Annotated in this window: 26 protein-coding genes; 14 read left to right on the top strand and 12 right to left on the bottom strand. The window is 61.2% G+C overall.

The genetic code is table 11. The annotated features are described in order from the left end of the window. Positions 1-79 precede the first annotated feature (79 nt). The 6 genes from LQK83_RS14135 to LQK83_RS14110 all read left to right on the top strand — a co-directional run bounded on the left by LQK83_RS14135 (position 80) and on the right by LQK83_RS14110 (position 5,722). The gene (locus LQK83_RS14135) at positions 80-1,174 is read left to right on the top strand and encodes a microcin C ABC transporter permease YejB (RefSeq protein WP_230838041.1); all 1,095 of its coding nucleotides are present in this window, start codon (positions 80-82) and stop codon (positions 1,172-1,174) included. 1 nt (position 1,175) lies between these two features. Further along, on the top strand, positions 1,176-2,318 hold the full coding sequence (locus LQK83_RS14130; protein ID WP_230838040.1) for an ABC transporter permease: 1,143 nt from the start codon (positions 1,176-1,178) through the stop codon (positions 2,316-2,318). A gap of 69 nt (positions 2,319-2,387) precedes the next feature. Next, complete coding sequence (locus LQK83_RS14125; protein ID WP_230838039.1) at positions 2,388-2,633, top strand: hypothetical protein; 246 nt, start codon at positions 2,388-2,390, stop codon at positions 2,631-2,633. Continuing rightward, positions 2,630-3,136 carry a type II toxin-antitoxin system VapC family toxin gene (locus tag LQK83_RS14120; RefSeq protein ID WP_230838038.1) on the top strand — a complete coding sequence of 169 codons (507 nt, stop codon included), beginning with the start codon at positions 2,630-2,632 and terminating at the stop codon, positions 3,134-3,136. The genes LQK83_RS14125 and LQK83_RS14120 overlap by 4 nt, the downstream gene beginning before the upstream one ends. Beyond that, positions 3,129-4,757: an ABC transporter ATP-binding protein gene (locus LQK83_RS14115; RefSeq protein ID WP_230838037.1), complete on the top strand. Its 1,629-nt coding sequence runs from the start codon at positions 3,129-3,131 to the stop codon at positions 4,755-4,757. Before LQK83_RS14120 ends, LQK83_RS14115 begins: the two co-directional genes overlap by 8 nt. Positions 4,758-4,765: 8 nt before the next feature. Next, a complete protein-coding gene (locus tag LQK83_RS14110; RefSeq protein ID WP_230838036.1) occupies positions 4,766-5,722 on the top strand; it encodes a 2-hydroxyacid dehydrogenase in 957 nt (318 codons plus the stop codon). 121 nt (positions 5,723-5,843) lie between these two features. Here LQK83_RS14110 and LQK83_RS14105 read toward each other — a convergent pair whose 3' ends face one another. Beyond that, complete coding sequence (locus tag LQK83_RS14105) at positions 5,844-6,716, bottom strand: C40 family peptidase (RefSeq protein WP_230838035.1); 873 nt, start codon at positions 6,714-6,716, stop codon at positions 5,844-5,846. A gap of 11 nt (positions 6,717-6,727) precedes the next feature. Beyond that, positions 6,728-7,078 (bottom strand): MarR family transcriptional regulator, encoded by a 351-nt coding sequence (locus LQK83_RS14100; RefSeq protein WP_112693735.1) that lies wholly within the window; start codon positions 7,076-7,078, stop codon positions 6,728-6,730. Positions 7,079-7,284: 206 nt separating this feature from the next. Between LQK83_RS14100 and LQK83_RS14095 the strand changes: the two genes are divergently transcribed. Next, the gene (locus tag LQK83_RS14095) at positions 7,285-7,899 is read left to right on the top strand and encodes a cytochrome b (protein WP_230838034.1); all 615 of its coding nucleotides are present in this window, start codon (positions 7,285-7,287) and stop codon (positions 7,897-7,899) included. Positions 7,900-7,952: 53 nt separating this feature from the next. On the opposite strand, the gene LQK83_RS14090 is transcribed toward LQK83_RS14095, so the two are convergent. Then, positions 7,953-9,344 (bottom strand): leucyl aminopeptidase family protein, encoded by a 1,392-nt coding sequence (locus LQK83_RS14090; RefSeq protein ID WP_230838033.1) that lies wholly within the window; start codon positions 9,342-9,344, stop codon positions 7,953-7,955. Between the two features lie 247 nt (positions 9,345-9,591). Between LQK83_RS14090 and LQK83_RS14085 the strand changes: the two genes are divergently transcribed. Beyond that, the gene (locus LQK83_RS14085) at positions 9,592-10,404 is read left to right on the top strand and encodes a tetratricopeptide repeat protein (protein ID WP_230838032.1); all 813 of its coding nucleotides are present in this window, start codon (positions 9,592-9,594) and stop codon (positions 10,402-10,404) included. A gap of 112 nt (positions 10,405-10,516) precedes the next feature. On the opposite strand, the gene LQK83_RS14080 is transcribed toward LQK83_RS14085, so the two are convergent. The 9 genes from LQK83_RS14080 to LQK83_RS14040 all read right to left on the bottom strand — a co-directional run bounded on the left by LQK83_RS14080 (position 10,517) and on the right by LQK83_RS14040 (position 19,839). After that, a complete protein-coding gene (locus LQK83_RS14080; RefSeq protein ID WP_230838031.1) occupies positions 10,517-11,530 on the bottom strand; it encodes a type II secretion system F family protein in 1,014 nt (337 codons plus the stop codon). A gap of 96 nt (positions 11,531-11,626) precedes the next feature. Further along, positions 11,627-12,682: a type II secretion system F family protein gene (locus tag LQK83_RS14075; protein WP_230838030.1), complete on the bottom strand. Its 1,056-nt coding sequence runs from the start codon at positions 12,680-12,682 to the stop codon at positions 11,627-11,629. Between the two features lie 56 nt (positions 12,683-12,738). Beyond that, positions 12,739-14,256 carry a CpaF family protein gene (locus LQK83_RS14070; protein WP_230838029.1) on the bottom strand — a complete coding sequence of 506 codons (1,518 nt, stop codon included), beginning with the start codon at positions 14,254-14,256 and terminating at the stop codon, positions 12,739-12,741. A gap of 17 nt (positions 14,257-14,273) precedes the next feature. Further along, the gene (locus LQK83_RS14065; RefSeq protein WP_230838028.1) at positions 14,274-15,575 is read right to left on the bottom strand and encodes an AAA family ATPase; all 1,302 of its coding nucleotides are present in this window, start codon (positions 15,573-15,575) and stop codon (positions 14,274-14,276) included. 34 nt (positions 15,576-15,609) lie between these two features. Continuing rightward, positions 15,610-16,356, bottom strand: coding sequence for a CpaD family pilus assembly protein (locus LQK83_RS14060; protein ID WP_230838027.1), 747 nt, complete (start codon positions 16,354-16,356; stop codon positions 15,610-15,612). 11 nt (positions 16,357-16,367) lie between these two features. Then, positions 16,368-17,957, bottom strand: a complete 1,590-nt coding sequence (locus tag LQK83_RS14055; protein WP_230838026.1) for a type II and III secretion system protein family protein — start codon at positions 17,955-17,957, stop codon at positions 16,368-16,370. Between the two features lie 31 nt (positions 17,958-17,988). Continuing rightward, positions 17,989-18,786, bottom strand: a complete 798-nt coding sequence (cpaB, locus tag LQK83_RS14050; protein ID WP_230838025.1) for a Flp pilus assembly protein CpaB — start codon at positions 18,784-18,786, stop codon at positions 17,989-17,991. Between the two features lie 113 nt (positions 18,787-18,899). Then, the gene (locus LQK83_RS14045) at positions 18,900-19,412 is read right to left on the bottom strand and encodes an A24 family peptidase (RefSeq protein ID WP_230838024.1); all 513 of its coding nucleotides are present in this window, start codon (positions 19,410-19,412) and stop codon (positions 18,900-18,902) included. Between the two features lie 253 nt (positions 19,413-19,665). Continuing rightward, entirely contained in the window at positions 19,666-19,839 is a 174-nt protein-coding gene (locus tag LQK83_RS14040; RefSeq protein WP_230838023.1) for a Flp family type IVb pilin, read from the bottom strand. Positions 19,840-20,386: 547 nt separating this feature from the next. On the opposite strand from LQK83_RS14040, the gene LQK83_RS14035 reads away from it, so the two are divergent. The 6 genes from LQK83_RS14035 to upp all read left to right on the top strand — a co-directional run bounded on the left by LQK83_RS14035 (position 20,387) and on the right by upp (position 25,296). Further along, a complete protein-coding gene (locus tag LQK83_RS14035; RefSeq protein ID WP_230838240.1) occupies positions 20,387-20,815 on the top strand; it encodes a pilus assembly protein N-terminal domain-containing protein in 429 nt (142 codons plus the stop codon). Positions 20,816-20,928: 113 nt separating this feature from the next. Continuing rightward, positions 20,929-21,543, top strand: a complete 615-nt coding sequence (locus tag LQK83_RS14030) for a TadE/TadG family type IV pilus assembly protein (RefSeq protein ID WP_230838022.1) — start codon at positions 20,929-20,931, stop codon at positions 21,541-21,543. Between the two features lie 23 nt (positions 21,544-21,566). Next, positions 21,567-22,148 (top strand): TadE/TadG family type IV pilus assembly protein, encoded by a 582-nt coding sequence (locus LQK83_RS14025; RefSeq protein WP_230838021.1) that lies wholly within the window; start codon positions 21,567-21,569, stop codon positions 22,146-22,148. Positions 22,149-22,389: 241 nt separating this feature from the next. Beyond that, positions 22,390-23,610 carry a phosphopentomutase gene (locus LQK83_RS14020; protein ID WP_230838020.1) on the top strand — a complete coding sequence of 407 codons (1,221 nt, stop codon included), beginning with the start codon at positions 22,390-22,392 and terminating at the stop codon, positions 23,608-23,610. Next, entirely contained in the window at positions 23,607-24,575 is a 969-nt protein-coding gene (locus tag LQK83_RS14015) for an adenosine deaminase (RefSeq protein ID WP_230838019.1), read from the top strand. Before LQK83_RS14020 ends, LQK83_RS14015 begins: the two co-directional genes overlap by 4 nt. A gap of 91 nt (positions 24,576-24,666) precedes the next feature. After that, a complete protein-coding gene (gene upp / locus LQK83_RS14010; RefSeq protein ID WP_112628417.1) occupies positions 24,667-25,296 on the top strand; it encodes a uracil phosphoribosyltransferase in 630 nt (209 codons plus the stop codon). The last annotated feature ends 13 nt before the right edge of the window (positions 25,297-25,309 follow it).

Genomic DNA, 25,309 nt, shown 5'->3' with positions numbered 1-25,309 from the left:
CGTTCCAACTGCAAAGGCTGCGATTCGAACGCGGCTGACGGCCTGACACATATTACGACGCACGGAGATCGCCGATAGAATGGGCGCCTATATCCTACGCCGCCTCCTCCTGATCATCCCGACCATTGTCGGCATCATGGCGATTTCCTTTGCCGTCGTGCAGTTCGCGCCCGGCGGACCAGTGGAACAGGCGATTGCAGACCTGACCGGACAGGGCAACGGGGCGGAAGACCGGCTTTCGGGTGGCGGCGATCTCGGCAGCCAGTCCATGTCGGGCGCCGATCTCGATTCCAAGTATCGTGGCGCACAGGGCCTCGACCCGGATCTCGTCAAGCGGCTGGAAAAGCAGTTCGGCTTCGACAAGCCGCCGCTCGAGCGCTTCGGCAAGATGATGTGGGACTATATCCGCTTCGATTTCGGCGAAAGCTTCTTTTCCAACGAGAAGGTGCTAGACCTGATCAAGGACCGCCTGCCGGTCTCGGCGTCGCTCGGTGTGTGGATCCTGATCTTCTCCTATCTCATCTCCATCCCGCTTGGGATCAAGAAGGCCGTTTCCGACGGCTCGGCCTTCGACGTGTGGACCTCCGGCGTGATCATCATCGGCTATGCCGTACCGAGCTTCCTCTTCGGCATCCTGCTGATCGTTCTGTTCGCAGGTGGGTCTTTCTATGACTGGTTTCCGCTGCGCGGCCTCGTGTCCGACAATTTCGACCAGCTCAACTGGTATCAGAAGATCGGCGACTATTTCTGGCATTTGACACTGCCGCTGATCTCGCTGTCACTCTCGGCCTTCGCGACGACGACACTGCTGACGAAGAATTCCTTTATCGACGAGATCCGCAAGCAATATGTGGTGACTGCGCGCGCCAAGGGGCTCACCGACCGGCAAGTGCTCTATCGTCACGTCTTCCGCAATGCGATGCTGATCATCATTGCCGGCTTTCCGGGTGCCTTCATCTCGGCCTTCTTCACCGGCTCGCTGCTCATCGAGAACATCTTCTCGCTCGATGGGCTCGGACGGCTCGGCTATTTCGCCATCGTCAAGCGCGACTATCCGATCGTGTTTGCCACGCTTTTCATCTTCTCGCTGATCGGCCTCGTCGTCGGGCTCATTTCCGACCTGCTCTATACATGGGTCGATCCACGCATCGACTTCGACAAGAGGGATGTCTGATATGGTCGACACGCCCGCCACTATCGCCATCGTTGCAGCGCCGCCGAAGCGGCCGTTTCTCTCGCCCGCCAACAAGCGCCGCTGGCAGAATTTCAAGGCCAACCGGCGCGGCTACTGGTCGTTCTGGATCTTCATGGTGATCTTCGTGCTCAGCCTTGGCGCCGAGCTGATCGCCAACGACAAGCCGCTGATCGTTTCCTACAAGGGCGAAATCCTGTTTCCGGTTCTAGTCAATTATCCGGAAGAGAAGTTCGGCGGGTTTCTCGCGACAACGGATTACAAATCGACCGACATTTCGAACGAGATCAATGCGAACGGCTGGATGATCTGGCCGCCGATCCGCTATTCCTACAATTCGGTCAATTCCTACGTGCCGCATTCCGCGCCGACCGCGCCCTTCTGGCTCATGGACAAGCAGGAGCGCTGCTCGGCCTATCCGCAAGGGGTGAACGATCCCGGCTGCATTCTCGGCAACATGAACTGGCTGGGCACCGACGATCAGGCGCGCGATGTGCTGGCGCGACTGATCTACGGGTTCCGCATTTCGGTTCTCTTCGGGCTGGCGCTGACCATTGCTTCGGCCATCATCGGCGTGACGGCGGGTGCGGTGCAGGGCTATTTCGGCGGCTGGACGGATCTTCTGATGCAGCGTTTCATCGAGATCTGGTCTTCCATGCCCGTGCTCTACATTCTGCTGATCATCGCCGCGATCCTGCCGCCGGGCTTCTTCGTGCTGCTCGGTATCATGTTGCTCTTCTCCTGGACCGCCTTTGTCGGCGTGGTGCGAGCGGAGTTTTTGCGTGCGCGCAATTTCGAATATGTGCGCGCCGCCCGCGCGCTCGGCGTCGGCAACGGCACGATCATGTTCCGGCATCTGCTCCCGAACGCGATGGTCGCCACGCTGACCTTCCTGCCCTTCATCCTCTCAGGCTCGATCTCGACGCTGACGTCGCTCGACTTCCTCGGCTTCGGCATGCCGCCGGGCTCGCCGTCGCTTGGGGAGATGATCGCGCAAGGCAAGAACAACCTGCAAGCCCCCTGGCTCGGCATCATGGCCTTCATCACCATGTCGGTGATGCTGTCGCTGCTGATCTTCATCGGGGAAGCGGTGCGCGACGCATTCGATCCGCGCAAGGCGGTGTGATGGTGGGTCGCGTTATGCCGAGAGCGGCGCTATATTGGACGCATGTGCATCACTGCCGAGGACGCTGCGATGAATAAGATCGTTTTGGAGCATTACCCGGTCGAGAAGCTGCCGGAAGATTTGCGGGTGGGTCTTGAGGCCTATCAGACCGTTCGTGTCGTCATTGAAGAGGAAGCCAATTCCGGACAACGAGCGACACCCGCCGAAACCGTAGCCGCTATCCGGAAGTTTCGTGCTGAAAACAAGGAGCGGGAAAATCTCGACGCGGCCGTGGCAGGCATCCGCGAACTGCGGAACGAATGGGACGACGAATGAGATTTTTTCGTCGGGTCTACCTCGATACGAATGTGTTCATCGCCTTGGTCGAGGATGAAGACGAGACAAGAGTGTCACTCCTATCAGAGCTGATATGCAAGCAGCCGACGGATGAGCCGCCCGTTTTCTGCACATCCGAAGTGACGCTTGCCGAAACGCTGGTCAAACCACTTCGCCTCCAACGCGAGACCGTTGTTCAGCGCTATGAAAGCACTATCCTTCCAAGCTACTGGCTAGATGTCGTTCCTGTCGCGCGAGACGTCCTCTATTTCGCGGCTGTCATCCGTTCGCAGTTCAAGTTGAAACTGCCGGACGCCATCCATCTTTCCTCGGCCTATGCTGCCGGATGCACCCATTTCCTCACACGCGACACGGATTTCCTGCAGTCCTACTCGCTCCGGCACACGCGCCATGGCGCGACATCACCATCGCTTTCAATCTCCGTGCTACGACTGGATAACCCGGTGCTTGAAACCCTCATCAGAAGTTTCCGCCATGACTAATCCCCTCCTCTCCGTCCGCAATCTGCAAGTCGCCTTTCACCAGGGTGGCATCACGTCGCTGGCCGTCAAGGGCGTGTCCTTCGACATTCATCCCGGCGAGGTCGTGGCGCTGGTCGGCGAGTCCGGCTCCGGCAAATCGGTGACGGCGAATTCGGTGCTGAAGCTGCTGCCCTATCCGGCCGCGAGCCATCCGTCGGGCGAAATCCTCTTCAAGGGGCGCGACCTGATGAAGGCGAGCGATGCGGAGCTGCGCGGGGTGCGCGGCAACGACATCACCATGATCTTTCAGGAGCCGATGACCTCGCTCAATCCGCTGCATTCAATCGAGCGGCAGATCGGCGAAATCCTTGAACTGCATCAGGGCATGCGTGGCGACAAGGCCCGCGCCCGCACGCTGGAGCTTCTGAACCAGGTTGGCATCCGCGAGCCGGAGAAGCGGCTGAAGGCGTTTCCGCATGAGCTTTCCGGCGGCCAGCGCCAGCGCGTGATGATCGCCATGGCGCTCGCCAACCGGCCGGACATCCTGATTGCCGACGAGCCCACCACAGCGCTCGATGTCACGGTGCAGGCGCAGATCCTCGAATTGCTGGCCAAGCTGAAGCGCGAGCATGGCATGGCGATGCTGTTCATCACCCATGATCTCGGCATTGTGCGGCGCTTTGCCGACAAGGTCTGCGTCATGCGCCATGGCGAGATCGTCGAGGCGGGGCCGACAGTGGATATCTTTGCCCATCCGCAGCATGATTATACGAAGCACCTGCTTGCCGCAGAGCCGAAGGGGAGGCCGCCAGAGGCGGACTTGAGCCAGCCGGTCGTCATGGAAGCCGAAGATGTCCGCGTCTGGTTCCCGATCAAGACAGGGTTCCTGCGCAAGGTCACGGATCATGTGAAGGCCGTCGATGGGATCAATGTGACGCTGCGCGCCGGACAGACGCTCGGCGTCGTCGGTGAATCCGGTTCCGGCAAGACGACACTGGGGCTGGCGCTGACGCGGCTGATCTCGTCCAAGGGCCGGATCAGCTTCGTGGGACAGGACATCGCGACCTATTCTTTCAAGGCGATGAAGCCCCTGCGCAACCGCATGCAGGTCGTCTTCCAGGATCCTTACGGCTCGCTCTCGCCGCGCATGAACATTGCCGATATCGTCGCCGAAGGGCTCGCGATCCACGAGCCCGGCCTGTCGTTCGAAGAGCGCGACCGGCGCGTATCGGAGGTGCTGGAGGAGGTCGGGCTGGATGCCGCCACCCGCTGGCGCTATCCGCATGAATTCTCTGGCGGACAGCGGCAGCGCATCGCGATTGCCCGCGCCATGATCCTGAAGCCCCGCTTCGTCATGCTGGACGAGCCGACCTCGGCGCTGGACATGAGCGTGCAGGCGCAGGTGGTCGAGCTTTTGCGCAAGCTGCAGAAGGACCACAACCTCGCCTATCTCTTCATCAGCCACGACCTGAAGGTGGTCCGGGCACTCGCCAATGACATCATCGTCATGCGCGCCGGCAAGGTGGTCGAGCAGGGCCCGGCAGACAAGGTGATCGGCGCGCCGGAAGAGGACTATACGAAGGCGCTGATGGCCGCTGCCTTCGACCTGAAAGCGATCCGCACCGAAGCGGTCGGACAGTGAGTGCATTCATGAAAAGCCCCATCATCGTCGATCTGAAATTTCCTCCGGATGCGGTCGCCAAGGCGCTTGCCGGTGCCTTTCCCGGTCGTGAAGTCATCAACATGGCCGAGCCGGCGAATGCAGGCCGCGATCTTTCCGGCATTGAATATGCTTTGGTCTGGAAACAGGACCCCGCGCTGTTCGAGCTGGCGAAAGACGTGAAGGCGATCTTTTCCGGTGGCGCGGGCGTCGATCATATTCTGCGCGTCGGCGGCCTGCCGGAACATGTTCCGCTGGTGCGCTTTGTCGACCGCAGCCTCACCGACCGGATGAGCGAATGGGTCGTGCTGCAATGCCTGCTGCATCTGCGCCAGATGCCGGCTTATCTCCGGGCACAGAGGAACCGGCATTGGGAAGAGCTGGCCCAGCCGGAGGCGCGCGATGTGACCGTCGGCGTCATGGGCCTTGGGGTTCTCGGGCAGGACGCGGCGCGCAAACTGAAGGTCATGGGCTTCCATGTCGTCGGCTGGTCGCGTAGCGCCAAGGCGCTCGAAGGCATGCAGACATTCGATGGTGATGGGCTCAATGATTTTCTCGCCCAGGCCGATATCCTCGTCGGCCTGCTGCCGCTGACGGAAGAAACACGCGGGATCTACAACAAGGCGCTTTTTGCGAAGCTCAAGCAGGGCGGCCCGCTCGGCAAGCCGATCTTCATCAATGCCGGGCGCGGCGGCAGCCAGGTGGAGGCTGATATTCTCGCGGCGCTGCATGGCGGCATTCTCGGCGGGGCATCACTGGATGTGTTCGAGACGGAGCCGCTGTCGGCCAATAGCGCGCTCTGGGCCGAGCCAAATGTGGTCGTCACGCCTCACGCTGCTGCAGCCTCCGATGTGGTGGCGCTGATGCGGCATGTGGAAGGGCAGATTGCGCGGCACGAAGCGGGATTGCCGCTGGAGCATGTGGTGGACCGGGCGCTCGGGTATTGAGCGCTACAAGAGGCGCAAGACCATTTGCGACGCTCTGTGCAGCATCCCCTCACCCCGCCTCCGCTTACGCTCTCCATCTTCTCCCCTTGCGGAGAAGATGCCGGCAGGTAGATGAGGGGATTTAGGGCCGCCTGCACACAGTCGGCGCGCCGTAGAGATAGCCGATCCGCTGCACCGCTGCCTTCAGCCCTTCGCGGGCCACGCTCATCGTATGGCCGTTGGCGTGGATCATTGTCTCCCCGTCTTCCATGATGGCGGCATGGCCTTTCCAGAAGACGAGATCGCCGCGCCGCAATTCGTCAAAGCCGATTTCGCGACCCAGACCAGCCGCCTGCATGTCGCTGTCACGCGGAGCGCTCATTCCCGCCATCATCATGCAGAGTTGCACGAGGCCCGAGCAGTCGATGCCGAAGGCGGACTTGCCGCCCCAGAGATAGGGTGTCTCCAGAAGGCGGGCGCCCATGGCGACATAGTCATTCGTGGCAGGTGCGCCCAGCGGAGCGCAATGGGCGGCAATCACCGCGCCACCGCCAGCCAGCAGGCCATAGCGGGTGCCGCGCGTTTCGGCTTCGCCGATGATGGAAACGCGGCTGCCCAGCGACAGCGCCGACCCGCGCGGGCGCTTCATGTCGGGCTCGGGATAGACGAAACTGCGCGGCTGAACGATCCAATGCGTGACTTGCTGAGCCGGCGAAACAATCTCGGCTTCCGCGATATAGCCGACATAGCCATCGGTTTCGGCCTGCACCCAGGCCCAGCCTTCTGCGCGGTCGAAGATGCGCAAGGGCTCCCCCATTAGAAGCTGCGTATCGATGCCGGCGCTCAGGTCCGGCCTGGGCCGCAGATCGGCGACCGGCGCTGCGACCGCCCCCGCCTCCCCCTCGACAAAGTGCTCCGCCTCCACCTTTCCCACCAGCCGCGCATCGGCAAGATCGGGTCGGTAGGCGTGGAGCCGGCGGTCGAGGCTCTTGGTCGGCTTCGTTTCGAGCATCATGGAATGTCCAGTCAATAAGGCAATTCGCGCGCTTCGGCGATGACGACATCGCCCAGCTTTTCGAGATAGAGCGCGCCGGCCACCGTTCGCTTGATGATGACGTTGCGGCGATCCTTGTCGTCACGGACCCGATCGACAAGCCCCATCGCGCCCATCGTATCCAGTGCGCGCGTAATGACCGGCTTGGTCACGTTCAGCGTCGCCGCCAGTCCGCGCACCGTATGCGGCGGCGGCACGAGATAGATCTGCAACAGGATCGCCATCTGCCGAAGCGTCAGGTCATGCGCCTCCGATCTCACCTGAGAAAGGGAAACTGCATGCCATAGGCCCAAGGCCTGGGACGGCGTCAATTCAAGCGACAAGACCTGCTCCGGAAACGTTTCGGGTCCGTATCATTGTGACTGGAAAGGCGGCCTTTTGCAAGGGGAGTACACTGTGTCTTCAAAACGCACCACGTGTCCGCCACAAGTTTTCCGCAATGCAGCATCACAGACAGCGACGGGAGGGGACACCAAACGTTCGGGCTGCGCCGCAGACCGTTAAAAGCCTTTTGAGACCAGGAGTTTTCATGTCCCTCCAGACCACCACGTCGATCTGGGATCGCCCGCATGGCTATGGCCTTGTCAGCCGCGCGCTGCATTGGTTGATGGCCTGTCTGTTTGCCCTGCAGTTCCTGTCGGCAATCTTCCACCTGATCGACCGGAACCTTGCGATCACCAAGACGCTGTGGGGTGTGCATCACGCGCTGGGCTTCATCCTTCTCGTGCTCGTGGCGCTGCGGGCGGTCTGGGGCCTGGTGAACTTGCGCACGCGCCCGCCGCACGGTCACGGGCTGATCGGCCTCGCCTCGCTTGCCGGTCATCTCGCACTCTACGCGCTGATGATCTTCGTGCCGGCGGTTGCCCTGCTGCGCGCTTATGGCGGCGGCAAGGGTTTTGCTGTCTTGGGCGTCCAGATTTTCGAGCCCGGTACACGCAATGAAACGCTGATGGAGCCGGCGCAGCTTCTTCACGGGCCGGCCGGCTGGGCGCTGCTGGCGCTTGTCGCGGGCCATGTCCTCATGGTCTTCGTGCACAAACATCTGTGGCGCGAAGACATCCTGGGCCGCATGACGCACGGCCGGCAGGACGATGCGCGCTTGCGCGAACCGGCAACGGCCGGGCACGTCATAGGGCAGAATTAAGTTTCGCTGTCGCGACGCCGGGAAAAGCAGACCTTCGGTTTCCCGGCGCTGTTTTATTTCACCCGCTTGCGGATGTGGTGATAAATCGCGCGGATGCCCTGGGCCTCGCCGCCCAGCGGCGCATGCGGGCGATCCTTGGGCGACCAGCCGAAGATGTCGAAATGCGCCCAGCTTTCGGTCTGGGTGACGAAACGCTTGAGGAAGAGCGCTGCCGTGATTGCGCCCGCCATGCCGCCAGAAGGCGCGTTGGTGATATCGGCGATCTTGGTCTTGAGATCGGCTTCATAGCCGGCATAAAGCGGCAGCCGCCACAGCGGATCGTCGTTCTCCAGCGCCGAGTCGGTGAGATCATGCGCCAGATCCTCGTCATCGGTGAAGAAGGGCGGCAGGTCGGGGCCGAGCGCCACGCGTGCGGCGCCTGTCAGGGTCGCCATATCGATCAGCAGATCGGGCTTGTCCTCATCGGCATAGGCCAGCGCATCGGCCAGGATCAGCCGGCCTTCCGCATCCGTGTTGTCGATCTGCACCGTCAGGCCCTTGCGGCTGCGGTAGATGTCACCCGGACGGAAGGCATTGCCGGCAATGGAATTTTCGACGACCGGCACGAGAACGCGCAGATCGATCTTGAGATGCGCATCCATGATCATCAGCGCGAGGCCGAGGACATTGGCGGCGCCACCCATGTCCTTCTTCATCAGCAGCATGGAGGACGACGGCTTGATATCGAGGCCGCCGGTGTCGAAGCAGACACCCTTGCCGACCAGCGTCACCTTCGGCGCGCCCTTTTCGCCCCACCGCATTTCGAGCAGGCGCGGCGCTTCGGCTGCCGCACGGCCCACCGCGTGGATCAGCGGGAAATTCTTCTTCAGCAGATCGTCACCGGCAATGACCGAGACCTTCGCTTCATAATGCGCGGCCAGATCGCGGAAGACATTTTCCAGCGCGTTTGGACCCATGTCGTTTGTCGGCGTGTTGATCAGATCGCGCGCCAGGAAGACACCGGCGACCTGACGCTTGATGTCGGTGACGTTTGCATCCTTCGGGATCAGCAGCGTGGCCCCTTGCGACTTCGGCTTCAGATAGGTCTCGAAACGATAGCTGCCGAGGCCGAAGCCCAGCGCGATGCGGTTGGCCGTCAGCGGCGCGGTCTCGACATGCCATTCGCCTTCAGGAAGCGCACGCGCCAGATGCCCTGTCATGAAAGGCGTCGCGATCGGGTTCTTGCCGAGACCGAACAGCGCCCCACCCAGCGCACCATCGGCCGAAGGCACGAGAAGGACCGAGCCATTTTCGGCCTTGAAGCCGGATTTGCGCGCCCATTCGAGCGCAGTGGCCTCGATCGCGCCGATTTCGATATGCGCCGGCGTCACCGCGAAGACCGGAAGCGTCTTTCCAGGCTTGCTGTTGAAGGGGCTATGGCGCTTGATGAACTGAAAGGGGGCCATTTCGTCTTGTCTCACTTCCCGCATGAGCGGAGCAGTTCCGGCGGTGCGCGCCGGGGTGCCCCTTGCAATTTCTCCAGGCGTCAACCGGCTTGTGTGCCCGTCCCCCTCCGCGCCGGGCGCAAGGCCCGAGAATCAGAGATGTTAACGCTCTGTTAGGGTTAACAGACTATTGCTGGTGTCAAGGTTGCGCCGCAGTTCTCAGTATGCCCTTCGGCCGGTGCAAATCACTAGATTTCGGGGCAGCACCATGACCACTTCCTCCATCATCCGGTTCCGCAGCGGCAGGCTGCTGGCCAGCGCCTGCCTCGTTGCGGCGGCACTTTCATTGCAGGCCTGCTCGACCACAAGCTCCACCGACAACATAACGACGGGCTCGATCCCGACCGGCTCTTCGAGGCCGGTCAGCGAGATGAACGAGATCGAGCTGCGCGCGGCCGCCGACCGGATCGGCCAGGCCTATGCCAAGAACCCCAACGACAAGATGGCGGGTCTGAACTACGCAACCCTTCTGCGCATGACCGGCAAAAACGATCAGGCGCTGGCCGTCATGCAGCAGGTCGTGATCCGTCACCCGACCGACACCGAAGTTCTCGCCGCCTATGGCAAGGCGCAGGCCGCCGCCGGGCAGCTCGATGCGGCGCTTCAGACGATTTCGCGGGCCGAGCGCCCGGACCTTCCCGACTGGCGGCTCAAATCGGCGCAAGGTGCGATCCTTGACCAGCTCGGCCGTTCGGACGAGGCGCGCATGCGTTATCGCGAAGCGCTCGATCTGAAGCCGAACGATCCGTCGGTCCTGTCCAATCTCGGCATGTCCTATGTTCTGACCAAGGACCTGAAGACGGCTGAAACCTATCTCCGCAAGGCAGCGGCCCAGCCCGGTGCCGACAGCTCGGTGCGCCAGAACCTTGCGCTCGTCGTCGGCCTGCAGGGGCGCTATCCCGAAGCTGAGCAGATCGCGCGGCAGGAACTGTCACCGCAGCAGGCAGAAGCCAACGTCGCTTATCTGCGCTCGATGATGAGCCAGCAGGCAACCTGGAAGGCGCTGAAGAAGCAGGGCTGAGCCCGGCGGATCGGCACGGCAGACAATCTATCTCCCAAGACTGAAGAAAGGCGCTCCGTTTTCAGGGGCGCCTTTTTCCATGGGGTCGCGGAACGATCCGTTTCGAACGGGATCAGTGCGAAGTCTGTTCCTGCGAGGTACCGCTCATCTGGTCGCTGACGCGGATGCCGGCGGGGCCGAGAATGACGGCGATGAGGACCGGCAGAAAGAAGAGGATCATCGGCACGGTCAGCTTCGGCGGCAGAGCGGCGGCCTTCTTTTCGGCCTCGTTCATGCGCGTGTCGCGGCTTTCCTGCGCCAGCGTGCGCAACGCCTGCGCCACCGGCGTACCGTAGCGTTCGGCCTGGATCAGTGCCTGCGTGGTCGACTTGACGGCCTCGAGCTGGGTGCGGTTGGCGAGGTTTTCGTAAGCGGTGCGGCGATCCTGAAGATAGGAGAGTTCGGCTGTCGTCAGCACGATTTCCTCTGCCAGTTCCGCCGACTGCGCGCCGATTTCATCGGCAACACGGCGCATGGAGGCTTCGACCGAGACGCCGGATTCGACGCAGATCAGCAGAAGGTCCAGCGCATCGGGCCAGGCACGACGAATGGAAGCCTGACGCTTGCCCATCTTGTTGCTGATGAAAACGATCGGGGCATAAAACCCCACATAGGCAATGACAAGGTTGAGCAGCAGCCGCATCGTCAGCGGCTGGTCGTTTACGTTGTCGAGAGCGAAGATCCAGAGTGCACCGAGCACGCCAAAGACGAAGGGCAGGATGAGGCGGGCGAAGAGATAAGTGTTGAGCGCATTCTGCGACCGGTAGCCGGCCGCGCGCAGCTTGTTGATCGTAGCGTCATCGACCAGCGCCTTGCGCAGGTTCAGCCGCTCGACGATGTTGCGGACATTCTTGTTGTCCTTGCCGCGCAGGCTGGCGCGCGACTGGGCCAGAGCATTGATGCGCGCGCGCTCGCGGGCACGCAGCTGTTCGCGCTCGGTGGCCACCGCCTTCATGCGCTTCTGAAGATCGCCGCGCTCGAAATAGGGTTCGGCCACCACATAAAGGGTTCCGAAAACGGCAAGCCCGATCAGCGCGGCAACGAGGAAGCCGGGGCTGGTGAGCGTCGAGGCGAGATCGTATAGCATCCTGATCGTCCTTGTGGCGGATCCTGCGCCCGTCGGTTAGGGCAAGTGCGGAGCGAGACGTCTCTGGTGTCGTCCGGACTTGCGTATTTCAAAACATCAAATGTCGAAGTTGATCATCTTGCGCATGACGAAAACGCCGATCGACATCCAGATGGCCGAGCCCAGCAGGATGAGATGCCCGCGCGGATCGGAGAAAAGCGGCTTGATGTAATCGGGCGAGGTGATCGAAACGAGCGTCGCCACGATGAAGGGCAAGGCACCGATGATCGCGGCAGAGGCCTTGGCTTCCATCGAAAGCGCCTGCACCTTGCCCAGCATCTTCTTGCGGTCGCGCAACACGCGGCTGAGATTGCCCAGCGCTTCGGACAGGTTGCCGCCTGCCTGGGCCTGAATGCTGATGACGATGGCAAAGAACTTGACTTCCTGCAGCGGGATCGTCGCATTCATGCGTGTGCAGGCATCGGCAATCGACATGCCCATCTGCTGCGCTTCTACCACCCGGCGGAACTCGCTCTTGACGGGCTCCTGTCCCTCCAGCGCGATCAGACGCATGGCGTCGTTCAGCGGCAGACCGGACTTGATCGAACGGACCATGATGTCGAGCGAATTCGGGAATTCGTTGAGAAAGCGCTTCATCCGGCGCTTGAACAGGAAGCCGAGGATGAAGCGCGGCATGCCGAGGCCCATGACGAAGGCCGTGGCCAGGACGCCGAGCTGCGGGCTGGAAACCGGGAGGATATCGAAGGCAGGCGCGTTCGACATGTCGGCGGTCATGACGAGCCCCACGACGATCGTCACGAAGGCCAAGCCGGCGCTGCCGATATAAAATTGCGATTCCGTGAGCGAAAGGCCGGCCTGCATGAGGCGCACCTTCAGCGGCGGCGCATCGACCTTCTTGTTCTGCTCCTGCTTCTTTTCCAGTTCGCTCAGCGAATCCTGGATCGACTTGCGGCGTTTGGTGGCTTCGGCCATGCGGTCGCGCGCGGCCTTGACCTTGATCGTGTCGGTTTCGGCAGCCTTGACCTTCTTGTAGCGGGTCGTGGTCTTCTGCTGCGCCTCGATTTCGGTAAACAGCACACCATAAGCGACGGCGGCGGCCGCAATAGCGGCCAGGCCGATGATTGCAAGCACCGTGGGATCAAAACCGAACATTACGCGCGCTCCCGCCTGTCACTTTTCGTCTCATTTCAAACTGCACCGCCCAATCGTCAGCTGGCGGCGCCTGCCTTGTCTTCCATCGCATCGAGCGCTTCGGCCAGACGCTTTTCCTCGCCGTAGTAGCGGGCGCGGTCCCAGAAATTCGGACGGCCGATGCCCGTCGAACGGTGGCGACCGATAATACGACCGTTGGCGTCTTCGCCCTCGATCTCGTAGCGGACGAGGTCCTGCGTCACGATCACGTCGCCTTCCATGCCAACGACTTCGGTAATGTGAGTGATGCGGCGCGAACCGTCGCGCAGACGTGCGGCCTGGATGATCACATCAACCGAACCGGCGACGATTTCACGTACCGTCTTGGCCGGCAGCGTAAAGCCACCCATGGCGATCATGGACTCAATACGGTTGAGGCATTCACGCGGCGTGTTCGCGTGGATCGTGCCCATCGAACCGTCGTGACCGGTGTTCATCGCCTGCAGAAGGTCGAACACCTCCGGTCCGCGCACTTCACCGACGATGATGCGTTCGGGGCGCATACGCAGGCAGTTCTTGACGAGATCTCGCATGGTGATTTCGCCTTCGCCTTCGATGTTCGGCGGGCGGGTTTCGAGACGCACCACATGCGGCTGCTGCAACTGAAGTTCCGCGGAGTCTTCGCAGGTGATGATGCGCTCATGCGTGTCAATGTAGCGCGTCAGGCAGTTCAGCAGCGTCGTCTTGCCCGAACCCGTACCGCCGGACACGACGATGTTGCAGCGGACGCGGCCGATGATCTGCAGGACCTGCGCACCTTCCGGCGTGATCGAGCCGAAGCGGACGAGCTGATCGAGCGTCAGCTTGTCCTTCTTGAACTTACGAATGGTCAATGCCGGACCGTCGATGGCGAGCGGCGGCGCGATGACGTTCACGCGCGAACCGTCGGGCAGACGGGCGTCGCAGATCGGGCTCGACTCATCGACGCGGCGGCCGACCTGGCTCACGATGCGCTGGCAGACGGAGAGAAGCTGGCCGTTGTCGCGGAAGCGGATATCGCTCTCCTGCACCTTGCCTTCGACTTCGATGAAGGTCTGGCCGGCGCCGTTGACCATGATGTCGGCGATGTCGTCGCGCGCCAGAAGCGGCTCGAGCGGACCGAAACCCAGAACGTCGTTGCAGATATCCTCGAGCAGTTCTTCCTGCTCGGCGATCGACATGGCGAAGTTCTTGATCGTGATGATATCGTTGACGATATCGCGGATTTCCTCGCGTGCGCTCTCGTTGTCAAGCTTGGCGAGCTGCGACAGGTCGATCGTGTCGATGAGCGCGGAGAAGACCTGGCTCTTGGTGTCGTAATATTCCGAATTGCGGGTCGTGCGCCGGCGCACGGGCTCAGGCGCCAGCGGCGGCGGAGTTGCCGCGACGCGCTGCGGCGCGGGTTCCGGAGCTCTCATGACGGGCTCCGGAGCAGCGACCATCACAGCCTGCTCAGCCGCCGGGGCAACAGGCGCATAGGGTTTCGGCGCGGAAGGCGCAGACCCTCCCGAGAAGCCGGATTTTCCGAAGCCGTCATTTCCCTTTTTGCCGAACATCAATCAGATCCAGTCTTTCATGCTTTGATTTTGGCGCGGTTGAGCAGTGCGAGCATCTTGGCGAGGCTGCCGCCCTTCGGACGTTTCACCGTCGTGCGGCCCGTCACCACATGGGCGACCTGGGAGAAGGTCTCCGCGATCGGCGCCTTGGGATCGATCTCGGCAATCATGCGCCCGCTATTGGCCGCATTGCCGAAAAGCTGAACCTCGAAGGGGATGACGGCAATCGGCTGGATGCCCAACGGATCGACGAAATCGGCCGGAGAAATCTCGGCCCGCTTGGGCATACCCGCCTGATTGATGATGAGGTGCGGCGACTTGTCGTTCGGGCGCAGCTTCTTCAGAGCATCGAACATGTTCTTGGCGTTGCGCAGGTTTGCGAGATCCGGCACAGCCGTGATCACGACCTCATCGACGCCGGAGAGCAGCATGCGCGTCCAGTCGTTCCAGGCGTGCGGAACATCGAGCACCGTGACAGGTGCGGAACGCGACAGAACCTCGACAACCGGCAGGAAGGAATCCCGTCCGAAATCATAGGCACGGTCGAGCATCGAGGGTGCAGCGAGCAGCGACAGCGTGTCCGTGCACTTGGTCAGAAGGCGATCGAGGAAAATCTCGTCCAGGCGATCGGGCGAATAGACCGCTTCCGCAATACCCTGCGCCGGGTCCTGGTCGAAATTGATATTCGCCGTGCCGAAGGGCAGATCGAGGTCGGCAAGGATCGTCTCGGTGGCAAACAGGCTGGAAATGCCGAAGGCGGCATTGTGGGCAACCGTCGAGGAACCGACGCCGCCCTTCGCGCCGATGAAGGCAATGCTGCGACCCAGCGGCTCGGCTTCCGGATCGACGAAGATCGAGGCGATCGAGGAGAGCATGTCGGCAAGACCGACCGGATAGACCAGATATTCGGAAATGCCGTTGCGCATCAGCTCGCGATAGAGGCCGATGTCGTTCTGGCGTCCGATGATGATGACCTTGGTGGACGGGTCGCAGACCTCGGCCAGCGGACCGAGTTCCTCGAACAGACGGTCCGCGCCGAAGGAGGTTTCCAGGATGATCAGGTTCGGCGTTGCGGCGCTGGCGAACATGCTGGCCGCCGCGGCGATGCCGCCGTGATTGATCTTGAACGTGACCTTGCCCATGCGGCGATCGCGGCTCACGCGATCCATCATGCGCACAGCATCTTCGCTCTCACAGAAGGCATGGATCGAGATGCGCGGCAGCGGCCGGATCTGGTCGATGTCGATCGCTTCGCTTGCGCGCTCGTCAAGCTGGTCGTTCATCGCGACGGGCTCGATTCCGTATTCAACTGTACTCATGGGTCCTGTCTCTCCGGTAAACGATCACGCCCGATCATTGGCCTGTGCTGATGGCGCTCGTGTCCTTGCCAAGGTCGGAGCCGGTGGTGCGGTAGGTGTCGATCACGTTGGCGCGGCGCTGGGCATCGATCGGCGTCGAGGCGCGCGGATCGAACAGATCCTTCGGATTGGCAACCTGGGCGGCCAGATTGTTCTGGTTGGCGCAGCCGAAATTGTACCAGTTCTTGTTGGAGAAGGAGTTCTGCATCAGATCCTCCGGCCACTGCCCGCACTGGTCGGTCATGGCCGTCAGCGCAACGAAGCTGATCTTGATCGGGGCCGAAACCCCGGGCTGGGCCTGATAGCTCGTCACGATCATGCGGCGCTGCTGCACACCTTCCAGCGCCAGCTGCCGACGGACGGCCGGAAGGACGGCGCGGGCCGCACTTGCATTGACCGAACCCGAGGGCACGGCGATCTGGATGACGCCCGAGGAATTGTTCTTGTAGTTCTGGCCAAAGCCCCGGATCGTGTCTTCGATGCCGCGGCCGAGCTTCACATCACCGGAGGCAACCGGAATATCGATCGAATGCTCGGCTTCCGCGAGCTTGATCGGATGGCGGACGCGATAGTCGTTCTCGATGGCGGACGTCTTGAGGTCGCCGTCCGGGTGCACATTGCCACAACCGGCAAGCGCCATTGTCGAGGCCGCGAGCGCGACAAATGTCAGAGTTCTCAGCGCAGGCATGACCAGAGCTTCCCTTTTGATCTTGTGCAGGCGTTCTTCGTTCCCGTTGCTCATCATCCCGCTCCTCACTTGTAGATGAACCCGACATTGCCCTGGTAGCGCTGGCCGGAGGCAGGATTCATCTTCGTGCCGTAGGCCTTGTTCACGCTGTTCAGGAAGAACGTCGCTGCATCGTTTTCGGGGATGAAGTTGTCATCCGGGCGGGCCAGCTTGTCGGCCGAGACGGCGCGGACAAGATAGGGCGTCGCGATGATGACGAGTTCCGTCTCGTTGCGCTGGAAGTCCTTCGAGCGGAACATCGTGCCAAGGATCGGGATTTTGGCAAGCGCCGGATTGCCGCTGAAGGCCTGGCGAACGTCGTCGCTGACGAGGCCGGCGATCATGATCGAGCCGCCGGAGGGCAGTTCGACCGTCGTGGAGGCCTGACGGCGGCGGATGCCGAGCTGGGTGACGCCCGAATGCTTGGCATCGCCGAACGAGGCGACCGAACCTTCGTAGGTCGGCTCGGACACTTCGGTTTCCAGCTTGAGGCTGATGCGGCCGGCGGACATGACGACCGGCAGGAAGCTCAGAGAGATACCGTACTGACTGGTCTGCGTGCCGCGCGTGATGGTGCCGGGCGTGTTGATCACGGCCCCGTTCGGCGCGATCGACTGCGAATCCGGCGTGGAGGTCTGTGTGGTGACCATGTTGAACGAGCCGCCGACATAGAACTTGGCAACTTCGCCCGAGATGGCCGTCAGGCTTGGTTCGGCAAGTGTGCGCATGACACCCGCCTGCTCCATGGCATTGAGATATGCAGCCAGGCCGATACCACCGCCAAGCGATCCGGCCGCGCCGGCAACCGCCGTGCCAAGCGCGCTGGAGAGACCGTTTGCAGTACCGCCCAGATTGGTCGGATTGATGAAGCTGAAGGCACCGTTGGAGCCGCTGACCGAGGAGTTGATGCCGAGCTGCTTGATGACCTGGCGGCTGACCTCGGCGACCGTGACCTTGAGCGTGACCTGATCCTCGCCCTGGATCGTCAGCAGATTGACGATCTGTGACTGCTGGCGGTCTTCCGCGAAGATGGCAACGCTGGAGGACGTGCCGGAGCCCGAAGCCGTCTCGTTGCGGGTTGTGGCTTCACCGCCCTTGACGAAGATTTCTGCGAGCTTGGAGGCCTGAGCGGCGTCCTGAGGCGTCCGCACAGTGCCGGTCAGCACGATGTTGTCCGAAATGATTTCGACCTTGATGTCGGAGTCCGGCAGGAAGCGACGCAGGTTCGTTTCAAGCTGCGAGATATCGCGCTCGACCTGAATATCCAGGCTGACGACTTCCTTGCCGTCGGCACCGAAGACGAAGACGTTGGTCTGGCCGACCGCCTTGCCGAAGAGATAAAGGCGGCGCGAGGTGCGGGTGACGGCATCGGCCAGCGACGGGTCGGCGACAAGAATGTCGTGCGCGTCGGCAGGAAGCTCGACCACGAGAGCCTTGTTGAGACCGAGCTTGAGGTGCTTCTTCACACCCGGGCCGGCCTGGGAAATCGTCACGAGGGATTCGCTGGCGGCAAAGGCCGCAATACCTTGCGCGCCGGCCAGCGGAACCGGAACGATCCCGGTCAGCGCGAGAGTGAAGCACAGCCCGCCAATCGTGGTCTTGCGGATGTCTTTCATGATAAGTCTCACTGTGTGCTCCCGCTCGTTCTTACTGGCTGCTCGAGATATTGCCGGACTTTATGATCTGGATTGCGGGCGATCCGTCGCTGCCACCCAGAAGGTTTTCCGCCGCGGATGTGTCGGGCTCGCCGGAGTCCGCGACAGACCGAAGCGCGAGCGTCAGTCGGTCGGCGATCTGCTGGGCGACTGCGATGACCTTGGCCTGATCGGGCGTCAGTTCCAGCGTCGCGGTGGAGCCGACAGCGGTCTGCTTGCCGTCGGGGCCCTGCTGAAGCTGCTGGTCGATGGCGAGAACGCGGACATTGCTCAGGATGGTTTCCGTCTGGAACGAGCTCTGCTGCGTCCCCTTGCGGACCATGATCACGTCGACGCGGTCGTTCGGCAGGATGAAGCCGCCGGCGCTGGTCGATACGCTGATCTCGGTGGCGATCGCGCGTTTGCCGGCGGGCAGGATGGAGGACATCGTCCGGTTGCTGGCATCGACGAGCTTTTCGAGCCGGACGGGCTCATTGGAAAAGATCGGCAGCCGCACGATGGCGCCGTTGAGGTCCGTCATCGCCGATTCACGGTTCTTCTTGGTGATGAAGCCCGGCGCAACAGCCGTTTCAGGCCAGGCCATCCACTCCATGCTGTCTGCGCTCAGGCGAGAACCGGTGGAGAGGTTGGTCTTTGCGACGAGCACGTCGACGGTCGATTCCTTGACCATACGGGGCTGTGCCGCCTGAATCTCGACGACCTGCTGGCCCCCCATATTGAGCGCCAGATAACCGGCAAGACCGGCCGCCACCGCGGCAACGGATAAAATAATCAGACGTGCAGGTTTCATGATCAATTCCTGGAGAATCCAACGAAGTGTCCCCAATTGATCAGGAATTGGTGTAATTATGGTTAATAGAATTCTTATGGCCAAGGTTAAGAAAACCTTAGCCTTCGTGGCCTTCAGAAGGCGCCGTGAAGCACCAGCTCCATCAGCGGAGACGAGGGATAGGCCATAAAGCCGCCAATGCCGATGGCAATGCCGTAGGGGATCTTCTTTTCCTGCAGCAGCGGGGCCGGAATGGGCAGACCTATGGCCATAATGACGTTGCGCTGGCTGCGGATCAGCAGGATGAGGATCGTCAGCGCGCCGCCAATCACCGCGACATCGCCGAGATAGACGATCAGACTGTCATTGAAGCCGAACCAGACGGCGCTGGCCGTCAGCACCTTGGCGTCGCCGCCGCCCATGGTGTTGAGCGCAAAAAGCACAAAGACTACGGCGAAGACACTGAGCCCGGCCAGGAGATGCCAGCCAAGATCGACCAACCCCACGCCTGCCAGGGGCGCAACAATAAAGAATGACACGAGAAGAATGACCGACACGCGATTGGGGATGGTCATCGTGAAAAGGTCTGAGAAAGCCGCGACGGCCATGCAGAGCGGAAAGATGACAAGAATGGCGGCTTGGATCATGACCTGACGGCTTCCTGACGATCCGGCCCGTTCACTGCGCCCTTAAAGCACCACGGAAAAGCCGGACATTACAACGCGCCACGACGTTCGGCGTGACGGACTGCTAGCAACGTGTTTACGTATAATCTATGCCAGACCGACGCATCCTCGGCCCAGACGAACGTCACAATGCAACAAACCGCTTAAAAAAATACAAACCCGCCTTCGGAGGCCGAAGGCAGGTTTGGAATCGATCGGCCTTCAGCTGAACGTATTAGTTCGTGCCGTTGACGGTCGTCGCAATGTTCACGAACTTGTTGTTCAGTGCGCCGCCGAGCGAACGTGCGCCGGTGATGATTGCAACGCCGATGAGGGCAGCGATCAGACCGTATTCGATGGCGGTTGCACCAGATTCGTCTTTCATGAGACGGGCAAGAAGCTTGGTCATTAGGGGTCTCCTGAGTCACATCTTTTTAAAAAATTTCGGCAGTACCGCCAACCGTTCCCGTTGATCGGATGCATTGAGATTATCCAGGTTTCCTTGAAATCGACTTAACGCATATACTTAACAACAAGTTAATCCTGAAATGAAAAGCATCTGGTAAACAGCCTTAGAATTGATTATCGAAAGTTTTATGTATTGATTGGGCAATACACACGTCCTCGCGGATAAAGCGCTTCTTAATATTGTCGCTGACGCCATACCTGACGGGCATCCGAATGCCTCGCGAAAGGTCGCCGCCGGGATCACGCGCAGGCTGCGACCGGGACGACCAGTCGGTTCTCGATCTGTCTGATTTCGGGCTGAATGGAGGTTGAATGGAGTCCGCATGCGGCCCGAGGTTTCGGTCACACCTTTTCAATAAAGGTCGCGAAACACGGCCGGGCGTTAAGTTCCATACTTAACGCGAATTTTACGTTTAGCGGCGAAAGTGTGCCGAAATCCATATCGGGACCCAGCCATGTCTGTTTTGCATTCCAAGGTTCAATTGAAGATGTTCGTGGTGGGTGTCGTCGCGCTTCTGGCCAATTTCGGCGCGGGACAAGCGGCGGACAAGAACTCGGATCTCATCCGCGTTTTCATGAACCACGCCCGCGTCCTCAAGCTTGACCGCCCCGTCGCCAAGGTCATCATCGGCAATTCGGAAGTGGCAGACGCAACGGTAGCGGATTCCAAGACCATCGTGCTGACCGGACGCAGCTTCGGCACGACCAATCTGGTCCTGCTCGATTCCACCGGCAATGCGATCCTCGACGAGCGCGTGATGGTGTCGATCGACGAAGGCAATACGGTGCGCGTGTACCGGCAGACGGAGCGCAGCGTTTATTCCTGCACCCCAAACTGCGAAAAGAATTCGAATCCATCGGCCGCTGCCGCAGGTGCGGCTGCTCCGGCTGCGCCGAATACATCCATGGCGCAATGAAGAAGTGACCCGGCAGGCATCGGCCGGGCCGGGAAGATCAGCGCATTCATCCGCAATGCCGGACGCGACGTGACCGTCTGCCGTTCGGGTGGCTGCAAGTGGGAGTTGGGCATTTGGCCACCGAAAGACGGGCAGAGCGCGTGACCTGGCTTCGCCGGCTTTTCCGGTCCAGCGAAGGCGCCACAGCCATCGAATTCGCCATTCTCGCGATCCCGTTCCTGATAATCGTTTTTGCGACGTTCGAGACCTTCATCGCCTTCACTGGCGAGCAGCTGGTTGCCAATGCCGTCGACAACATGGGGCGGCGGATTCGCACAGGCCAGATCACTTTCAACATGGGTCGGACGACCGACATGAAGGAGATCGATTTCCGCAGGGAGTTTTGCCGCCAGATTTCCATCATGGTCGCCTGCTCCCAGACGGAAGCTGCCAAGCCGTCCAAGCTCTGGATCGATCTTCAGCAGGTCACGAACTTCTCCGACATCCCGACCAGCATTCCGCTCAAGGCGACCAATGGCGGCAAGGGCCATGATCTGGATACGGACAAGCTGAAATTCACGCCTGGGGGTGCGGGCAAGATCAACATGTTCCGGGCCTATTACCGCTGGCCGATCACGACGGACCTCGTTCGTCCCTACATATCGAACCTCCAGCCGGAGGGCGCCAGCAAGGGGTCGGAATTTCTGATCGTTGCGACCAGCGCCTTCCAGAACGAGAATTACCCGTGAGCGTCTTTTCCCGGATCAAATACATGAGGATGAGACGGCAGACCGCACAAGGCCTGAAGGACGCCGCATACCGTTTCGGAAAAGCACGCGACGGCGTCGGCGCGGTCGAATTCGCCCTGATCGTTCCGATCCTGCTGATCATCTATCTGATGTCTTTCGAGATCACCGTTGCGATCTCCATCACCCGAAAGACAACGCATGCCTCTTCGGATATCGCCGATCTTGTCACGCAGCGGTCCGATGTCGACAAGGCTTTCCTGTCGACCATGCCGAATGTGGCCAAGGCCGGGCTCGTGCCCTATTCTTCCAATGGCCTGACGCTGAAGATCAGCGGGATCACCATCGACAGTGCATCCGTGGCGCGGATCGCCTGGTCCTGGCAATCCACCGGGGGCAGACCCTATGCACCGGGCTCCAACACCAATATCCCCCCGGACCTGGCAATCGCCAATTCCTTCGTCGTGCGATCAGAACTGAGCTTGCCCTATTCCATGCTGCTCTATCTGCCCGGCATGAGCGGAACCAGCATGCAGAACTTCACCATCAAGAAAGACTTCTACTATCGCCAGCGCGTCGGCAACAGCGTCAACTGCTCCGACTGCTGAGCCACCGCGCGAACACGCGCCGCCTCTGGCCTTCGCACCGGCAAGGCCGTAGGATCGGGCGAAAGGCGCATGTGACCGTGCAATGGCCGCCGCGGCAAAGGCGTCTGGCGAATTCACTGCCTTGCGTCGATTTTCGGTGCATAGGCCGTCGCTTCCATGTTGCCACTCTTTATTTCCAGAGAAATCCGACCAAATAAGCGGTAGGCATCTTTCTCGGACCTGCTCTCAGATTGTGGTGATCATGGCACGCGCATTTCTCTTCGTTCTCGATTCCTTCGGCATTGGCGGCGCGCCGGATGCGGAGATCTATGGCGATCTCGGTGCCAACACGCTCGGCCATATCGCCGAATTCTGCGCCCATGGCTGCGCAGACCGGAAGGGACTGCGCGACGGTCCGCTGGAATTGCCCAATCTTTCCGTCTTCGGGCTGATGCATGCCGCCAAAGCCGCGACGGGCCAGTTTCCCGCCGGCATGCCCGTCCCGGAAAAGACCTATGGCATCCGGGGTGCGGCCAGCGAAATCTCGCGTGGCAAGGACACGCCGTCCGGACATTGGGAGATTGCCGGAACACCCGTGATGTTCGACTGGGGCTATTTCCCGGCGGAAGGCGAAGCTTTCCCAGAAAAACTGGTGAACCGCATCTGCAAGGCCGCAGACCTTCCCGGCATTCTCGGCAATTGCCACGCGTCCGGCACCGAGATCATCAAGCAGTTCGGCGAGGAGCATATCCGGACCGGCAAGCCGATCTGCTACACGTCGTCGGACTCGGTCTTCCAGATCGCCGCGCATGAGACCCATTTCGGCCTCGAGCGCTTGCTGAGTCTTTGCGAGACCGTGCGCAAGCTTGTGGACGACTACAAGATCGGCCGGGTCATCGCCCGCCCCTTCATCGGCGAAAGCGCCGAAACCTTCGAGCGGACCGGCAACCGACGCGACTATTCGGTGCTGCCACCGGAGCCGACACTGCTCGACCGGCTGAAGAACACGGGGCGCAACGTTCATGCCATCGGCAAGATTGCCGACATCTTCGCCCATCAGGGCGTTTCGCAGCTGTGGAAGGCAAGCGGCAATATGGCGCTTTTCGACGCCACGCTGGAGGCGATGGACGAAGCGGCAGACGGCGATCTCGTCTTCACCAATTTTGTCGATTTCGACATGCTCTACGGCCATCGCCGCGATGTCGCCGGCTATGCCGCAGCGCTTGAGGAATTCGACCGCCGCCTGCCGGAGATCAACCGCAAGCTCCAGCGCGGCGACATGGTGTTGATCACCGCCGACCACGGCTGCGACCCGACCTGGCGCGGCTCGGATCATACGCGCGAGCGCGTGCCCGTTCTTGCCTATGGCCCAGGCATCAAGGCCCGCGACGTCGGCGTCCTGCCGACCTATGCCGATATCGGCGAAACCATTGCGGCGCATCTGGGGATCGAACCCGGCCGCCACGGACGGAGCTTCCTGTGACTTCAACATTGAAGAAGGCCGAACTGCACCTGCATCTGGAAGCCGGCGCACCGATTTCGCTGGTGTTGTCACAGGCCGCCAAATACGGCGCCGACATGTCGCCCTTCATTCGTGACGGCGCCTATGTCTGGAAGGATTTCACGACCTTCATTCACTGCTATGACGCGGCGGCGGCACTCTTCAAGTCGGAAGAGGATTTCGCCCTCTTGGCAGAAACCTATCTGACCGAAATCGCCGCCGCAGGCGCGGTCTACGGGGAACTCTTCGTCTCGCCCGATCACGGCGTTTCGGCGGGACTTTCCGCGCGCGCCTATATTGCCGGGATTTCGGAAGGGATGAAGCGGGCGAAAGAGAAGACCGGCATTGAGAGCCGCATGGTCATCATCGGCGTGCGCCATCTGGGCGCGGAGCGCGTGGAAGCGGCCGCCCAATTCGCCGCCGACCGGGCCGATCCGCTGATCACCGGTTTCAACATGGCTGGCGAAGAACGCTTCGGCAAGGTCTCCGACTTCACCCGCGCCTTTGACATCGCCCGCGATGCCGGGCTCGGCATCACCATCCACGCCGGCGAACTGGCGGGCGCGGAAAGCGTACGCGACGCCATCGATCTCGTGCGCCCTGCCCGCATCGGCCATGGTGTACGCGCCATTGAGGATATGGACCTCGTGCGCCGCATTGCCGATCTTGGCATCGTGCTGGAAGTCTGCCCCGGCTCGAACATTGCGCTCAAGGTCTTCCCCGATTTCGAGAGCCATCCGCTGAAGACCTTCTTCGAGATGGGCGTGAAAGTAACGCTGAACTCGGATGATCCGCCCTTCTTCCACACATCGCTGGCGAAGGAATACGAAATCGCCAAGGCGCGCATGGGCTTTTCCGATGCGGAACTGAACAGCATGACCCGCACGGCTATCGAAGCGGCCTTTGTGGACGAGGCCACGCGGACGCGTCTCCTTGCAATGATTTGAGGATTAAGCCCGTTCGCGCAGGCGCGCGCCTTGCGGGAGCCCGGCATTCCGCTAAGACTATTCAGGAATAAGTATTGACTGGAAGGCACAGATGAACGGCGTCACGGTTATTTCCCATCCCCTCGTGCAGCACAAGCTGACGATCATGCGCAAGAAGGAAACCTCGACGGCCAGCTTCCGCCGGCTGCTCCGGGAAATCTCGACGCTGCTCTGCTACGAAGTCACCCGCGATCTGGAGCTCACCACCGAGCGGATCGAAACGCCGCTGATGGAAATGGATGCGCCGCTGCTTGAAGGCAAGAAGCTGGTCTTCGCCTCGATCCTGCGCGCCGGCAACGGCCTTCTCGAAGGCATGCTGGAACTGGTGCCCGCCGCCCGCGTCTCGCATATCGGCGTCTATCGCGACCATGAAACACTGCAGCCGGTCGAATATTACTTCAAGGCTCCCGGCGATCTCGACGCCCGCCTCGTCATCGTCGTCGATCCGATGCTGGCTACCGGCAATTCCTCGATTGCCGCCGTAGACAAGCTGAAGGAGCGCGGCGCTAACAACATCCGCTTTCTCTGCCTGCTGGCGGCACCCGAAGGTATCAAGAACTTCACCGAAGCGCATCCCGACGTTCCGGTCTTCACCGCCGCGATCGACGACCATCTGAACGAACTCGGCTACATCATGCCGGGCCTGGGCGACGCAGGCGACCGCATGTACGGGACCAAGTGACCGGCCACCGAAA

The sequence above is a fragment of the Rhizobium sp. C1 genome (assembly GCF_021026335.1).
Classification (GTDB): domain Bacteria; phylum Pseudomonadota; class Alphaproteobacteria; order Rhizobiales; family Rhizobiaceae; genus Ensifer_A.
Note: the sequence above shows the minus strand (reverse complement) of the source record. Positions and strands in the feature narration are given on the sequence as shown.

What these genes read in the sequence shown, in the direction of transcription:
- LQK83_RS14135 (WP_230838041.1), top strand. Translation starts at nt 80, where the DNA reads ATGGGCGCCTATATCCTACGCCGCCTCCTCCTGATCATCCCGACCATT.
- LQK83_RS14130 (WP_230838040.1), top strand. Translation starts at nt 1,176, where the DNA reads ATGGTCGACACGCCCGCCACTATCGCCATCGTTGCAGCGCCGCCGAAG.
- LQK83_RS14125 (WP_230838039.1), top strand. Translation starts at nt 2,388, where the DNA reads ATGAATAAGATCGTTTTGGAGCATTACCCGGTCGAGAAGCTGCCGGAA.
- LQK83_RS14120 (WP_230838038.1), top strand. Translation starts at nt 2,630, where the DNA reads ATGAGATTTTTTCGTCGGGTCTACCTCGATACGAATGTGTTCATCGCC.
- LQK83_RS14115 (WP_230838037.1), top strand. Translation starts at nt 3,129, where the DNA reads ATGACTAATCCCCTCCTCTCCGTCCGCAATCTGCAAGTCGCCTTTCAC.
- LQK83_RS14110 (WP_230838036.1), top strand. Translation starts at nt 4,766, where the DNA reads ATGAAAAGCCCCATCATCGTCGATCTGAAATTTCCTCCGGATGCGGTC.
- LQK83_RS14105 (WP_230838035.1), bottom strand. Translation starts at nt 6,716, where the DNA reads ATGATGCTCGAAACGAAGCCGACCAAGAGCCTCGACCGCCGGCTCCAC.
- LQK83_RS14095 (WP_230838034.1), top strand. Translation starts at nt 7,285, where the DNA reads ATGTCCCTCCAGACCACCACGTCGATCTGGGATCGCCCGCATGGCTAT.
- LQK83_RS14090 (WP_230838033.1), bottom strand. Translation starts at nt 9,344, where the DNA reads ATGGCCCCCTTTCAGTTCATCAAGCGCCATAGCCCCTTCAACAGCAAG.
- LQK83_RS14085 (WP_230838032.1), top strand. Translation starts at nt 9,592, where the DNA reads ATGACCACTTCCTCCATCATCCGGTTCCGCAGCGGCAGGCTGCTGGCC.
- LQK83_RS14080 (WP_230838031.1), bottom strand. Translation starts at nt 11,530, where the DNA reads ATGCTATACGATCTCGCCTCGACGCTCACCAGCCCCGGCTTCCTCGTT.
- LQK83_RS14075 (WP_230838030.1), bottom strand. Translation starts at nt 12,682, where the DNA reads ATGTTCGGTTTTGATCCCACGGTGCTTGCAATCATCGGCCTGGCCGCT.
- LQK83_RS14070 (WP_230838029.1), bottom strand. Translation starts at nt 14,256, where the DNA reads ATGTTCGGCAAAAAGGGAAATGACGGCTTCGGAAAATCCGGCTTCTCG.
- LQK83_RS14065 (WP_230838028.1), bottom strand. Translation starts at nt 15,575, where the DNA reads ATGAGTACAGTTGAATACGGAATCGAGCCCGTCGCGATGAACGACCAG.
- LQK83_RS14060 (WP_230838027.1), bottom strand. Translation starts at nt 16,356, where the DNA reads ATGAGCAACGGGAACGAAGAACGCCTGCACAAGATCAAAAGGGAAGCT.
- LQK83_RS14055 (WP_230838026.1), bottom strand. Translation starts at nt 17,957, where the DNA reads ATGAAAGACATCCGCAAGACCACGATTGGCGGGCTGTGCTTCACTCTC.
- cpaB (WP_230838025.1), bottom strand. Translation starts at nt 18,786, where the DNA reads ATGAAACCTGCACGTCTGATTATTTTATCCGTTGCCGCGGTGGCGGCC.
- LQK83_RS14045 (WP_230838024.1), bottom strand. Translation starts at nt 19,412, where the DNA reads ATGATCCAAGCCGCCATTCTTGTCATCTTTCCGCTCTGCATGGCCGTC.
- LQK83_RS14040 (WP_230838023.1), bottom strand. Translation starts at nt 19,839, where the DNA reads ATGACCAAGCTTCTTGCCCGTCTCATGAAAGACGAATCTGGTGCAACC.
- LQK83_RS14035 (WP_230838240.1), top strand. Translation starts at nt 20,387, where the DNA reads ATGTTCGTGGTGGGTGTCGTCGCGCTTCTGGCCAATTTCGGCGCGGGA.
- LQK83_RS14025 (WP_230838021.1), top strand. Translation starts at nt 21,567, where the DNA reads ATGAGGATGAGACGGCAGACCGCACAAGGCCTGAAGGACGCCGCATAC.
- LQK83_RS14020 (WP_230838020.1), top strand. Translation starts at nt 22,390, where the DNA reads ATGGCACGCGCATTTCTCTTCGTTCTCGATTCCTTCGGCATTGGCGGC.
- upp (WP_112628417.1), top strand. Translation starts at nt 24,667, where the DNA reads ATGAACGGCGTCACGGTTATTTCCCATCCCCTCGTGCAGCACAAGCTG.